13 protein-coding genes and 1 riboswitch are annotated in these 13307 nt (G+C 67.6%); of the genes, 6 read left to right on the forward strand and 7 right to left on the reverse strand.

The window, feature by feature from the left end; all coding sequences use genetic code 11:
• Window positions 1–3 precede the first annotated feature (3 nt).
• Window positions 4–837 (forward strand): prolipoprotein diacylglyceryl transferase, encoded by an 834-nt coding sequence (gene lgt, locus J2739_RS05800; protein ID WP_309899452.1) that lies wholly within the window; start codon window positions 4–6, stop codon window positions 835–837.
• Between the two features lie 6 nt (window positions 838–843).
• Here lgt and J2739_RS05805 read toward each other — a convergent pair whose 3' ends face one another.
• A complete protein-coding gene (locus J2739_RS05805) occupies window positions 844–2430 on the reverse strand; it encodes a leucine-rich repeat domain-containing protein (protein WP_309899453.1) in 1587 nt (528 codons plus the stop codon).
• 172 nt (window positions 2431–2602) lie between these two features.
• Here J2739_RS05805 and J2739_RS05810 point away from each other — a divergent pair, with 172 nt between their 5' ends.
• The 4 genes from J2739_RS05810 (at window position 2603) to J2739_RS05825 (ending at window position 7482) form a co-directional block, all read left to right on the forward strand.
• Window positions 2603–3271: a GntR family transcriptional regulator gene (locus J2739_RS05810; protein WP_309899455.1), complete on the forward strand. Its 669-nt coding sequence runs from the start codon at window positions 2603–2605 to the stop codon at window positions 3269–3271.
• The gene (locus tag J2739_RS05815; protein ID WP_309899457.1) at window positions 3268–4740 is read left to right on the forward strand and encodes a malonyl-CoA decarboxylase; all 1473 of its coding nucleotides are present in this window, start codon (window positions 3268–3270) and stop codon (window positions 4738–4740) included. The genes J2739_RS05810 and J2739_RS05815 overlap by 4 nt, the downstream gene beginning before the upstream one ends.
• 74 nt (window positions 4741–4814) lie before the next feature.
• The gene (locus J2739_RS05820) at window positions 4815–5804 is read left to right on the forward strand and encodes a Bug family tripartite tricarboxylate transporter substrate binding protein (RefSeq protein WP_309899460.1); all 990 of its coding nucleotides are present in this window, start codon (window positions 4815–4817) and stop codon (window positions 5802–5804) included.
• A gap of 127 nt (window positions 5805–5931) precedes the next feature.
• Window positions 5932–7482 carry a malonate--CoA ligase gene (locus J2739_RS05825; RefSeq protein ID WP_309899462.1) on the forward strand — a complete coding sequence of 517 codons (1551 nt, stop codon included), beginning with the start codon at window positions 5932–5934 and terminating at the stop codon, window positions 7480–7482.
• Here the strand turns inward: J2739_RS05825 and J2739_RS05830 are convergent.
• Window positions 7479–8537, reverse strand: a complete 1059-nt coding sequence (locus tag J2739_RS05830; RefSeq protein ID WP_309899464.1) for a phenylacetaldoxime dehydratase family protein — start codon at window positions 8535–8537, stop codon at window positions 7479–7481. The genes J2739_RS05825 and J2739_RS05830 overlap by 4 nt on opposite strands.
• An 11-nt stretch (window positions 8538–8548) precedes the next feature.
• Window positions 8549–9598, reverse strand: a complete 1050-nt coding sequence (locus J2739_RS05835) for a carbon-nitrogen hydrolase family protein (protein ID WP_309899466.1) — start codon at window positions 9596–9598, stop codon at window positions 8549–8551.
• 165 nt (window positions 9599–9763) lie between these two features.
• On the opposite strand from J2739_RS05835, the gene J2739_RS05840 reads away from it, so the two are divergent.
• Complete coding sequence (locus J2739_RS05840) at window positions 9764–10720, forward strand: AraC-like ligand-binding domain-containing protein (protein WP_309899468.1); 957 nt, start codon at window positions 9764–9766, stop codon at window positions 10718–10720.
• Window positions 10721–10795: 75 nt separating this feature from the next.
• Here the strand turns inward: J2739_RS05840 and J2739_RS05845 are convergent, their stop codons facing one another.
• From J2739_RS05845 to J2739_RS05860, 4 genes are all read right to left on the reverse strand, one after another.
• Entirely contained in the window at window positions 10796–11221 is a 426-nt protein-coding gene (locus J2739_RS05845) for a universal stress protein (protein ID WP_309899469.1), read from the reverse strand.
• Window positions 11222–11328: 107 nt separating this feature from the next.
• On the reverse strand, window positions 11329–12144 hold the full coding sequence (locus tag J2739_RS05850) for a sulfite exporter TauE/SafE family protein (protein WP_309899471.1): 816 nt from the start codon (window positions 12142–12144) through the stop codon (window positions 11329–11331).
• Window positions 12145–12425: 281 nt separating this feature from the next.
• Window positions 12426–12782: a cell division protein ZapA gene (locus tag J2739_RS05855; protein WP_309899474.1), complete on the reverse strand. Its 357-nt coding sequence runs from the start codon at window positions 12780–12782 to the stop codon at window positions 12426–12428.
• A complete protein-coding gene (locus J2739_RS05860) occupies window positions 12779–13006 on the reverse strand; it encodes a DUF904 domain-containing protein (RefSeq protein ID WP_309899476.1) in 228 nt (75 codons plus the stop codon). The genes J2739_RS05855 and J2739_RS05860 overlap by 4 nt, the downstream gene beginning before the upstream one ends.
• 39 nt (window positions 13007–13045) lie before the next feature.
• A riboswitch (cobalamin riboswitch) is annotated at window positions 13046–13281 on the forward strand.
• Window positions 13282–13307 lie beyond the last annotated feature (26 nt).

Raw genomic sequence — 13307 nt, forward strand, 5'->3', positions numbered from 1 at the left:
CCGATGCTCATGTACCCCCAGATCAACCCCGTGGCCTTGCAGCTCGGGCCGATCGCCATCCACTGGTATGGCCTGACCTACCTGGCCGCCTTCGGGCTGTTCTACTTTCTCGGCACGCGCCGGCTGCGGCACGAGCCCTTCCGTTCCATCACCGGGCCCGGGGCCTGGACGCGCAAGGACCTGGAGGACATCCTCTTCCTCGGCGTGATGGGCGTGATCGTCGGCGGCCGGCTGGGCTACTGCCTGTTCTACAAGCCTGGGTTCTACCTCACGCACCCGCTGGAGATCTTCTTCGTGTGGCAAGGCGGCATGAGCTTCCACGGCGGCCTGCTTGGCGTGATCGCGGCGATGGCCTGGTTCGCGCGATCGCGCGCGCGGCCGTTCTGGCAGGTGATGGATTTCGTTGCGCCCTGCGTGCCCACGGGCCTGGCTGCGGGCCGCGTCGGCAACTTCATCAACGGCGAGCTGTGGGGGCGCTTCAGCAGCCCCGACCTGCCCTGGGGCATGGTGTTCCCGCAGAGCGGCTCGATGCTGCCGAGGCATCCGTCGCAGGTCTACCAGTTCCTGCTGGAAGGGCTGCTGCTGTTCGCCATCCTCTGGCTCTATGCGCGCAAGGAGCGGCGCGAGCGCCGCGTCTCGGCCGTCTTCCTGATCGGCTACGGGGTGATGCGCTTCACCGCGGAGTTCTTCCGCGAGCCCGACGACTTCCTCGGGCTGCTCGCGCTCAACATGAGCATGGGGCAGTGGCTGTGCGTGCCGATGATCCTGTTCGGGGCCTGGCTCTATGCCAGCGCGCCGGTGGCGCGGCCCGCGTATGGAGCGCGGCGGGCGAGTTGATCGGCCTCAGCTCTTGTTGTCTTGAACACGCTCCTGTGCCGCCAGGGGTTTGGCACGGGTTTCCCTCTCCCTTTCAAGGCGCGCCAGCGCTGCCGATCCTTCCTGATCGGCGCTCCTGTTGAGGCGGTGCAAGACGACGGCGTCCTGCGCGCCATTCCTCGAGACGGCGACGTCCGCGGCATAGCGGGCGATGTCGTAGGGGACACGGTTCAATCCGACACCGCCCAGGTTGCCCAGAAGCACCCTCATGCCGCCTTCGATGAGCGCGAATCTTTCCTCATCCCATTTCCGCCAGTTCCGTGCGACGCGGTCCATAAGAGCCACATAGTTCGGGTACTTCCGATCGAAGATCTCCGGCGTTTCCAGGAGGCTCTCCCGCTCCTGTTCCAAGGCCGGGATGGACAGGCAGCGCAGCGTGCAGTTCTTATCCATGGCAATGGCCAACGTCTCGAAGTCGCTGTCCGGCCAATCCGGGAGTTTCAAAGAGATGAGCTTCTGGTTGGCTTCCAGAACGATGGGCAACACCTTGCAAACGAGTTGGCGATCCGCTTTGACATCCTCGAGATCGAAATGCTGCAGCCGTGGATGGGAGGCAACCGCCATCATCACAGGCGACATCGAGTGAGCTAAGACGTTGCCTGAAAGATCGAGGCTGACAAGGCTTTCAAGGGTGACGAGCTTTGCGAGCCCCGTCCAGTCCAAGGCTTCCTCGTGCTGGCCTGGCCAACAGCCTGCGAGCGTCAGGCTGGTCAACGTCACTTTGCCCTCGAGGGCGTCGCGCAGTTCGACGCAGATTTTCGGACTCAGGCGATTGAAGGAAAGATCCAGCCTTTCAAGCTTGGTCTGGTTCTTCAAAGAGGTGGCGTAGGAGCCCAGCGCAAGATTGCCGTGAAACCAGTCGGCTCGTAGGTCCTTGAGTGTCAGCTCGCGAAGCGTCGTTTGACGCGCGAGGCTCCTTGCAAGGTTGCCGTGCAGCTCCCCGTCCAGACCGGAATCCTTGCAATCGCTCAGATGGAAGGTGGTCAAAGACGAAGTCTCGAGAATGTGCATCAATAGGTTGTATGGCTTCTGCATCGCCTCGAAGTGCAGATGCTGCAGGCGGGTCAGGGCCGGCCAGTACTGGATGACCTCGCTCAAGGTGCAGTTCGTCAGGCGCAGGGATTCCAGGTGGGGCATCCGGTCCAGGCATTCGCCGAACAGATGGCTTGTCTGAGGGCCGAATACCTGGCCCGACAAGACCAGCTCGATGATTTCCGAGGGAGCGGGCAGGGCGTCATGCAAGGTCTGCCACGCGGATGCATCGGCGCGCTCCAGGATGCACAGCGTCCGCGGGGATTCCTGCGCCAGGATGGCGTTGAGCGCTTTGGTCTCCCCATGGCGCATGCATTCGCAGATGAGACTGTTCAACTCATCCTCTGTCGGGACGGCGGCGGAGTCGAGTGCGAACCTGGCGATCATTTGATTGAACAAGGCAGATCTCTTCCGGGCGGCGGTTCTGAGCTCGCACAGCTCCTCTCGCCAGTCGCTGGTGGGTAAAGCCTGGTGATAGTGTCGGCGGGAGGGGCTGTATCGGTTGGATGCGGGGCTGGTCATGACTGAGCGCCTGGTAGGTCTGGAGCCTGCTGCGAATGCAGGGGACCGCACTGAGTGGCCGTGGCTTGCGGATGGTTCCAGGCGCGGAGTGCCGGGCATTGCTGGACGCGGCACACATAATTACGCGTAATTACCAATAATGATGCGCGCGGCCGCCTGCTACAACGGCCCCATGGGCATCGTCCACAACTCCCTGCACGACGAAGTCGCTGCCACGCTGCGCGAGGAGATCTTCTCCGGCACGCTCGCGCCCGGCAGCTTCATCGACGAGGCCGCGCTTTGCGAGCGGTTGTCGATCTCGCGCACGCCGCTGCGCGAGGCCCTCAAGGTGCTGACCGCCGAGGGCCTCTTGCGCCACGAGCCGCGGCGCGGCTGCTTCGTGGCCGAGGTCACGCAGAAGGACCTCGACGAGATCTTCCCGGTCATCGCGCTGCTCGAAGGCCGCTGCGCCTGGGAAGCGGCGCGCAAAGCCAGCGATGCCGAGCTGGATGCGCTGGAGGCCCTGCACGACAAGCTGGCCCGCCATGCGCGCGCCAAGCGCATCAACGAGTACTACGCCACCAACTACGCCATCCACGAAGCCATCATCATGCTGGCCGACAACCGCTGGCTCGCGCAGGTGATCGGCGACCTGCGCAAGATCCTCAAGCTCGCGCGTCTGCAGCAATTGCACGCACCGGGTAGGCTGGAGCAAAGCCTCTCCGAACACCTGGCCGTCTTCGCCGCGCTCAAGGCGCGCGACAGCGACGGCGCGGAGGCTGCGATGCGTACCCACCTGAACCGCCAGCGCGAAGCCCTCCGGGCCGTCGCTGCCCAACAGAAAGCGAAGCTGATTTCATGATCACCCATGCCTCCGACTGGATCACGCGCAAGGTATCGCGCCTGCGCCCCGGCCTCGATGCCGAAGTCAAGAAGGACGCCGGCGCCAAGACGAAACCCGTGCCCAGGGCCGACGGCGCCGGTCCGCGCCCGCTGACCGAGCGGCTGGAGGCCACGCTGCGCCGCAACGGCGAGGCGCTGGCGCCGCGCGCGCTGCGTCGCGCGCTGGCCGAACTCGAAGCGGTGACGGACCCGCGCATCAGCGAGGTCGAGGCCGGCCGCCGCGCCCACGCGGTGGTGCAGTGGTATGCCGGGCGCGAGCTCGACGAGCGGCGCGACGTCTGGCTGCTGATGAGCGAGCGCTTCGCGCCCGACGTGAAGAAGGTCAGCCATGCGCGCGACAGCCACCAGGCCGCGATGGGTACGTCCGAGGAGGCACAGGCCGAGGTGCACCTGCGCCGCGCCCTGGTCTCGCCGCGCCTGCGCCTGCTCCAGCGCTTTGCCATCGAACCCGAGGGCATGCGCTTCCTGGTCGACCTGCGCGCGCAGCTGCTGCCGCACCTCAAGGGCGACCGCCGCCTGCTGCCGCTCGACGCCGAGCTCGAGCACCTGTTCTCCACCTGGTTCGACGTCGCCTTCCTGGACCTGCGCCGCATCAGCTGGGACTCGCCGGCGTCGCTGATCGAGAAGCTGATTCAGTACGAGGCGGTGCACGACATCAAGAGCTGGGCCGACGTCAAGAACCGGCTCGACAGCGACCGCCGCTGCTACGGCTTCTTCCATCCGCGGCTGCCGAACACGCCGCTGATCTTCGTCGAGGTGGCGCTGGTGGACCGCATCAGCGAGGGCATCGTGCCGCTGCTCGACGAGGCGGCGGCGCCGGTCAGGGCCGACCGCGCCACGACGGCCATCTTCTATTCGATCAGCAATACGCAGGACGGGCTGCGCGGCGTGAGCTTCGGCGATTCGCTGATCAAGCGCGTGGTCGAGACGCTGCAGCAGGAACTGCCGCGCCTCAAGCACTTCGCCACGCTGTCGCCGATCCCCGGCTTTCGCGGCTGGCTCGCGAAGAACGTCGGTTCGCTGCTCGCGCGCCTGGACGAGAAGCGCCAGACCGAGCTGGGCCGCGCGATCGGCTCGCTGCCGCCGACGGCCGAGCGCGTGCTCGCGGCGGCGGAGGAGGCGGGTGCGCTCGATGCCCGCTCGCCGGTGCGTCAGCTGCTGATGAACGCCGCCGCCGAGTATCTCGGGCGCGCCACCGCGGAGGGCAAGCCGGTCGATCCGGTGGCGCGCTTCCACCTGGGCAACGGCGCGCGCGTGGAGCGCCTCAACTGGGCCGGCGACCCGTCGCCCAAGGGGCACAAGCAGTCGTACGGAATCATGGTGAATTACCTCTACGATCTCAAGCGGCTGGACAAGCACCGCGCCCTGCTCGCGCAGGGCAAGGTGGCGGTGTCGGGGGAACTGGACGATCTCTTTCTCAAGGGTTGATCCCTGGAGGGGCCGTGTGCGGCGCCGTGGGCCCCGGCGCATTCGTAGTCGTTTCAAAATCAGGAGACACAGCAATGAGCTCAAGCTTTCAACGGCGCGACGTCCTGCGCCTGGCCGCGGCCGGCGCCGCTGCCATGCTCGGCGGGGCCGCGTACGGGCAATCGGCCTGGCCGGCCAAGCCCGTGACGCTGATCGTGCCGTTCCCTGCCGGCGGTGGCACCGATGCCTTCGCACGCCCGCTCGCGGCGCAGTTCTCGAAGATCGCCGGGCAGTCCCTGGTGATCGACAACCGCGGCGGTGCCGGCGGCACCCTGGGCGCGACCATCGCGGCGCGCGCGCAGCCCGACGGCTACACCCTGTTCATGGGCGCGGTGCACCACGCGATCGCCCCCTCGGTCTACCCCAAGCTGGACTACGACCTCGAGAAGGACTTCGTGCCGCTGATGCTCCTGGCCAGCGTGCCGCAGGTGCTGGTGGTCAACCCCAGGCGCGTGACGGCCACCACGCTGAAGGACTTCGTCGCCGATGCCAAGAAGAACCCCGGCAAGCTCAACTACGCCTCGGCCGGTGCAGGCACCTCGCACCATCTGGCCGGCGAGCTCTTCAAGCTGCAGACCAACACCTTCATCACCCACATCCCCTACCGCGGCGCGGGGCCGGCGCTGCAGGACCTGATCGCCGGCAACGTGGACTGCATGTTCGACGGCCTGGGCTCTTCGGCGCAGCACATCAAGGCGGGGCGCATCAAGGCGCTGATGATGGCGGGCGGCAAGCGCAACCCCGCCTTCCCCGACGTGCCGAGCGCATCCGAGGTCGGCCTGCCGGACTACACCGTCACCACCTGGTACGGGCTGTGGGCGCCCAAGGGCACGCCGGCCGACGTGCAGGCGAAAGTCGTGGAGGACATGCGCAAGGCGCTGGCCACCGAGGAACTCAAGACGATCTGGGCCACCAACGGCGCCGAGATTCCCAACCTCGTCGGCAAGGCCTACGGCAGCTTCGTGAGTTCCGAGATCAAGCGCTGGGCCGGCGTGGTCAAGGCTTCGGGCGCGAAGATCGAATGACGCACGCGGACGAAGCCTCCCTGCGCGATTTCCGCGAGAACGCGATGATGCCGACTCGCCCGAGCACCGCGAGGGCATCGCCGCCTTCCCGGCCAAGCGCCCGCCCGTCTTCCGAAACTCCGACGCCATGACCGACCCGAACGCCAACCTCTTCGCCGCGCTGCGCGCTGCCTTCCCCTCGGACCTCGATGCCATCGCGGTCGAGACCGACGACGGCCTGTACTACTCCTGGCGAGACCTGGACCGTGCCAGCGCGATGATCGCCAACCTGTTCGATGCGCTGGGGCTGAAGGCGGGCGATCGCATCGCGGTGCAGGTCGAGAAGTCGGTCGAGGCCATGATGCTTTACCTCGCGACCTTGCGCGCCGGCTATGTGTTCCTGCCGCTCAATACGGCCTACCGAGCGGGCGAGATCGAATACTTCATCGGCAATGCCGAGCCCGCCGTGGTGGTGTGCAGCAGCGCCAATGCGGACTGGGTCGCGCCCCTGGCCATCGCCGCCGGCACGCAGCACGTCTTCACGCTCGACGACGACCGCAAGGGCACGCTGCTCGAGGTCGCGGCGCAGTGCAGCGATCAGCACAAGGTGGCGCAGAAGAAGCCCGACGACCTGGCCGCGATCCTTTACACCAGCGGCACCACCGGGCGCAGCAAGGGCGCGATGCTCACGCACCGCAACCTGCAGTCCAATGCCGAGGTGCTGAAGGACTACTGGGGCTGGCGCCCTGGCGCCGACGTGCTGATCCATGCGCTGCCCATCTTCCACGTGCACGGGCTCTTCGTCGCCATCCACGGTGCGCTGATCAGCGGCAGCCGGATGATCTGGCTCAGCCGCTTCGACCCGAAGCGCGTGGTGGCCCGTCTGCCCGACGCGACGGTGTTCATGGGCGTGCCCACGCTCTACACGCGCCTGCTGGCCGAGCCGACGCTGACGCGCGAGATCTGCAACGGCATGCGCCTCTTCATCTCCGGCTCCGCGCCGCTTTTGCTCGAGACCTTCGAGGCCTGGCGCGAGCGCACCGGCCACACCATCCTCGAGCGCTACGGCATGAGCGAGACCGTGATGCTCACCTCCAACCCCTACAGTTCGGTGCAGGGCGAGCGGCGTGGCGGGACCGTGGGCTTCCCGCTGCCGGGCGTGCAATTGCGTGTGCGCAACGACGCCGGCGAGCCATGCGTCGCCGGCGAGATCGGACACATCGAGGTGGCCGGCCCCAATGTGTTCGCAGGCTATTGGCGCATGCCCGAAAAGACCAGGGAGGAGTTCACCGACGACGGCTACTTCAAGACGGGCGATGTCGGGCAGGTCGACGGCCTGGGCTACGTCACCATCGTGGGCCGCAGCAAGGACCTCATCATCAGCGGCGGCTACAACGTCTACCCGGCCGAGATCGAGGGCTACATCAACGAGCTGGCCGGCGTCGCCGAAAGCGCGCTGATCGGCGTGCCGCACCCCGACTTCGGCGAGGTGGGCGTCGCGATCGTGACGCCGAAGCCCGGGGCGGCGCTGGACGGCGAAGCCATCGTCGCCGAACTCAAGGGCAGGCTCGCCAACTTCAAGGTCCCCAAGCGCTGCTTCGTCGTGCCCGAGCTGCCGCGCAACGCCATGGGCAAGGTGCAGAAGGCGCTGCTGCGGGAGCAGCACAAGTCGCTGTTCAAAGCGGGCAGGAAGCGCTAGGCCAGGCCGTTCAGCAGTCCAGTGCGCGGGTGGCAGTTGACGTACTCGTAGCTTTGCTCGTCGGTCTTCAGCACCGAGACCTCGTGGTACACGCGCAGCTGCAGCTGGAAGTTCAGCGCCTGCACGTAGCGCATGAAGCCGCCGAAGATCGCCACGTGCGTGGGATGCGACTCGGCCCAGCGCTCGAGATCGGCGAGCGAGCGCCAGAAGCTCAGGCCGAAGGACTTCTCGAGCGGGGCGCCCGTCCCATCGAGGTGGCGCATGTAGCGGTTGCTGTAGCAGCCGATGCCCAGCCCGCGATCGCGCAGGAAATCCATCCCCTCGCGCAGCACCGGTTCCATCTCGTCGAGGTAGAGCGTGCGCTCCTGGCCGCGCGTGTCGGCCCATTCCTGGCCGGAGCGGATCATCGCGAGATGCTCGTGTCCGGCCACGCGCACGCGCCGGCCCGGCTGTGCAGCCTGCGCGATGATGGCGCGTGCACCCGAAGGCGCCATCGCGTCGGTCTGCGACAGCGGGATGCGGTCGCGCATCGATCCCCAGTAGGCATGCTCCTGGATGTCGCCGCTCGCGCTGCCCATCACCACGCCGACGCCTTCGAAACGATCGGGCGTGTTGAAGAGCGTTTCGTAATGGGCGAGCCGCGGCGAAACGATCTCGCGGAAGTAGCCCAGGCCTTCGTCCAGCCGCTGGTCGGATCGCCACCAGTCGTCGATCTCGGGCGCGGCGCGCCAGCGCGCGAACGGGGCGGGATCGTTCCAATACGCGACGGCCATCATGTTGTCGAAGCCGTCCGCGTCGACGAAGTGCGCGATGTCATGGTGACCGGGACCGTCGGGGCGGCTGAATCCGCGCACGATGCCCGCCAGCGCGGCGCAGGCCCGGCCCTGCATCGCGGCGCCGCGCGACTGCACGCCGAAATAGCCCATGACCACCTGCGACACCGCGCCGGCGGCGGCGCGCGCCGACCACGCGGGGTAGGGCGGCACGTAGTCGTCCTCGATGCGGCGATGCCGCGTGCGCGGGCACTTCAAGTGTTCGGCAATGGCGGATTCCATGGCGCGAGCTCTCAGGCGGCGAGCGGCTGCTGGGCGATGGCGGCCTCGGGCTCGCCCTTGGCCAGCACCGCCTCGAAGGCGCCGGCCTCCGCGTCCGGCTGCCGCTGCAGAACCACCGGCTCGCGCCGGGCCTTGTTGAGCAGCAGCCGCGTGACGTCCGGCCGCGCATAGTGGCCGCTCGGATCGCCGGCGGCCTTGGCCAGCGAGATCATGCCGAGGTCGATGTCGGCCACCACCAGTCCTTCTTGGTCCTCCGCCAGCGGCGTGCCCATCGGTGCGCCGTCGGGACCGTAGATGCGCGCGAAGCCGCCGCCGACCCGCAGCATCTGCTGCTTGCCCGTGTCGGTGCACAGCATCTCGCTCATGGCCGTGGAGACGGTGGCGCAGGGCGCGATCACGAAGCATTGGCCTTCGGCGGCATAGACCTGGCTGGCCGCGTTGTTGACCTCGGGGCCGAGCGCGTAGGCCGCGCCCCGGTAAAGCGAGAAGCTGGGCCAGGCGGCGCAATGGATCTGCTCGTTCTGCGCATACAGGGCGTACTTGCTGAGCGGCTGCAAATGCTCCCAGCAGGACAGCGACCCGATGTTGCCGATCGCCGTCTGGCACACGTCGAGGTCCGAGCCGTCGCCCTCGCCGAACACCGTGCGCTCCACGTGCGTGGGCTTGAGCTTGCGGCGCGTCTGCACCGTGCGGCCCTGGTCGTCGATCAGCGCCTGTGCGATGTACAGACTGCCGGCGGCCTTCTCGCTGTAGCCGAGCGAGACCCAGATTCCGTGCTTGCGCGCGGCCTCGCGCACGCGGTCGAATTCGGGCGAGCCGACGACCAGCGAGTTGTCGTGGTAGCGCTGCACGAACTGCATGCCCCATGCCGGCGAATCGAGCCAGATCCACCACGGGTAGCCCGGCGCCCATGTCTCCGGAAAGGCGACCAGCCGGACACCCTGGGCGGCCGCCTGGGCGATCAGGTCGACGGTCTTGTCGAGTGTGCCGTCGAGATCGAGGAACACGGGCGCGGCCTGGACGGCGGCAACGCGAAGTCGGGGATGGGTCTTGCTGCTCATGGCGGGCTCCGAAGATGGAAGGGAAGGGCACCGTCGCCAGCGCGCATCGGGTTAGCGCGGTGGCATGCGGGTTGCTTGAAGCGTAAGTTCGACCCCGCCATTCATCTTGTCCCGATCTCGCGGCGTTCTTGTCTCTGCGTTGCGCGTCGCCTCGGGGGGAAACCCATGACCCAGCTGCTCAGCACCGATGCCGTTCCCCGCAACCAGCGCCTGGCCTACTGGACCGACATGATCTGCAACGTCTACGTGCAGCTCGGCTGCGATCCTGTGCGCGAGGGCCCGGCCGGCGACTTCGCCGGCAGCATCCGCCGCCACGCGCTGCCCAGCCTCGACGTGTCGGTGGTGAATTCGGGCGCGCAAAGCGTGATGCGCACGCCCGGCCACATCGCGCGTTCGACCGACGCCTACTTCCTGGTCGGCATCCAGACGGCGGGCCGCGGCGTGGTGCGGCAGGATGGGCGGGATGCCGTGCTCTCGGTCGGCGACTTCGCGCTCTACGACAGCACGCGGCCCTACCACCTGCAGTTCGACGACGACTTCGAGCAGATCGTGCTCAAGCTGCCGGGCGAGCGCCTGCGCAGCGAACTGCGCGACACCGAGGCGCTGACGGCCACCACGGTGTCAGGGCGAGAAGGCGCCGGGCATCTGCTGATCAGCATGATCCGCACGCTGCGCGAGGACATCGATGCGCTGCAGCCGGCGTCGGCGCTGGCGGTGGCCAACGGCGTGCTCAGCATTCTCGTGGCGGGCCTGCAAACGCTGCCCGCGGCGCGCTCGCCGGGGCTGAGCCAGCTCGCGGCCTTCCACCTCGCGCGCATCAAGCGGCACATCGACGAACAGCTGGCCGATCCCGCCCTGTCGGTCAGCAGCCTGGCAGCGCAGCTCGGTCTGTCGGCCAGCCAGATCCATCGCGTGTTCGCAAGCGAGCCGCTCACGCCCGCGCAGTACATCTGGGAACGCCGGCTGGAGGCCTGCAGCCGCGACCTGCGGGAGCCGCGCCTGGCCGGCCGCACGGTCAGCGAGATCGCCTTCGGCCGCGGCTTCAGTGACGCGGCGCATTTCAGCCGCGTCTTTCGCGAGCGCTTCGGATGTTCGCCGCGCGAGTGGCGGTTGCGGCACTAGGGGCTGCCGAGAACGGACCTCCGGACGCAGGGGGCGCGAAAACCGTCCGGATGGCCGATCCCGATCGCGCGCCGGCTACTGCACCAGCAGCACCGAGGTGTCCGTCTCGGACAGCACCTTGGTCGCCACCGAACCCATGAGGGCGCGGCCGAGGATGCCGTGGCCGTGCGTGCCCATCACGATCAGCTCGGCGCCGGATTCGGTCGCGGTCTTCAGGATTTCCTCGGGGGCGTGGCCGTGGCGTGCCTGCATGCTGAAATTGGCGATGCCGTGCTTCTCTAAGAAGGCCTTGACGGGGCCGAGGACCTTCGCGTTCTCCTCGGTGTAGTAGTCCGTCACCACATCGCGGCTCAGGTGGCGCGCCACGTGGCCGGGCACGCCGGTGCACACGTGCACCACCACCAGCTCATTGCCTTCGACGAACATGGCGCGATGAGCGACCAGGTAGTCGAGGGCCTTCTGGGTGTGGGAACTGCCGTCGACGGCGACCAGGATCTTCATGCGCTGCCCCTCGTTGGTTGACCTGCGGCCAAGCGCCGCAAGCAAGGTTATACGGCCAGGGGTCGCGTGCGTACAGAGAAGCCGAGCGGATGCAGGGGCACTTGCGCTCAGCCGTGCAGGCCCTTCCACAGCATGTAGGCTGCCAGCACGTACAGGATGCTCGCGAACACGCGCTTGAGCTTCGACACCGGCAGGCTGTGCGCGGCCTTGGCGCCGAGCGGCGCGACGACGAAGCTGCACACCGCGATCACGACCAGCGCCGGCAGCCAGATGTAGCCCACCGAGCCGTCCGGCAGGCCCTGGACCGATTGGCCGCTCACCACGTAGCCGGCCACGTTGGCGACCGCGATCGGAAAGCCCAGGGCAGCGCTCGTCGCCACGGCGTTGTGGATGGCGATGTTGCACCAGGTCATGAACGGCACGCTGATGAAGCCGCCGCCCGCCCCCACCAGGCCCGAGACGAAGCCGATGGCGCCGCCGGCCGCGAGCTGGCCGGCCGTGCCCGGCATCTGGCGTGTGGGCTTGGGCTTGCGGTCGAGGAACATCTGGGTGGCGGAGAAGCCGACGAAGAGCGCGAAGAAGACCGCCAGGGCCTGGCCCTTCAGCAGCGCGAACACGCCCAGGCTGCCCACGAGGCTGCCGATCACGATGCCTGGCGCGAGCCGCCGCGCGATGTCCCAGCGCACGGCGCCGCGCTTGTGATGGGCGCGCACGCTCGAGATCGAGGTGAAGATGATGGTGGCCATCGAGGTTGCGATCGCCATCTTGACCGCCAGGTCGGCCGGTACGCCCCGGTGCCCGAGGATGATGGTGATGAAGGGCACCATCAGCATGCCGCCGCCGATGCCCAGCAGGCCGGCGAGGAAGCCGGTGCCGACGCCGAGTGCGGCGAGTTGGGCAACCAGCAGGGGGGCGATCGTCATCGGAGAGGTCTTGGTCTTCAGAAAAAAACCACGGCCCCGTGAGCGGGGCCGTGGCCGTCGTGAAAAGGTGTCTGCGAGTGGGGCCGGACTCGCATCCTGAACCGGGGTTCAGGTGGGCGAGGGCAGCAAGGCTTCGGGTTCATCTGACGCGAGATGATCACACCCACCGAGCGATATACCAAGCCCTGCTCCGTAGAGCATTGGAACAAGGACATATAGAGCCCGACGCACACCGCAGACGAAGCGGATTTTACGCCCGCGGCGGCGCCGGTGGGCACGCCTCAGAGCAAATGTCCGTCGCCGGCCAGGGCTTGGTCGAGGCGCTGGATCAATTGCAAGGCGCGGGCCTCATCGGCGTCGCTGGTGCCTGGACCCGCAGCCGTGGCGGGCGCCGGTGGCACGGGTGCAGCAGGTGCCGCCATGGCTGCGAGCGAGGCCTCGCGCTGGGCCAGGTCGAAGGCCAGGTTCAGCGAAGCCAGTACCGCGATGCGGTCGCGCGCCTTGACCTTGCCCGCATCGCGGATCTTGCACATCGCGGCATCGACGCGCTCGACCGCTTCGCGCAATTGCGGCTCCCCGCCTTCGGGGCAGCCGAGCAGGTAACTCTGGCCCATGATCTGGACTTCGATTTGTTTCATCGGTGGGAGGGGGCGTCTTGGGAGGGGTCTGCCGGCAGCTGTTCGAGCAGCGCATCGAGCCGGGTGCGCGCCGTGGTCAGGCGCGACTTGAGCGCATCGCGCTCGCGCGTGAGCGCATTCACCTGGTCTTGCAGCAGCGCATTGGTTCGCTGCACTTCTTCGTGGCGCACGAGCAAACGTTCGACGCGCTCGGCGATCTGTTCAATACGGCTCGGTGCAGGCATGGGGGGCGATTGTAGTTTCCGGGGGCCTCTGGGTTTACAACTAAAATCCCGGGCGTTGGTGCTCGCGCCGCGGTTCACGCGGCGCAGTTCAACGGGAAGCAGGAGTCGAAGCCCTTCAGGGTCCAGCCAGCCTGCGCTGCCCCCGCAACGGTCAAACAGCCGGCACTCTCGTGCCACCCTCGTCAAGAAGCCACTGGGCGCCCTGAAACAGGTGCCTGGGAAGGCGGCGGGGGCGTGCTGCCAGCCCGGATACCGGCCAACGAGGCGGCTGCCGCGTGCGCGAGCAAGCGGCGGCCATGAC

It is taken from the genome of Variovorax soli (genome assembly GCF_031454625.1).
GTDB classification, from domain to species: Bacteria; Pseudomonadota; Gammaproteobacteria; order Burkholderiales; family Burkholderiaceae_C; genus Variovorax; species Variovorax soli_A.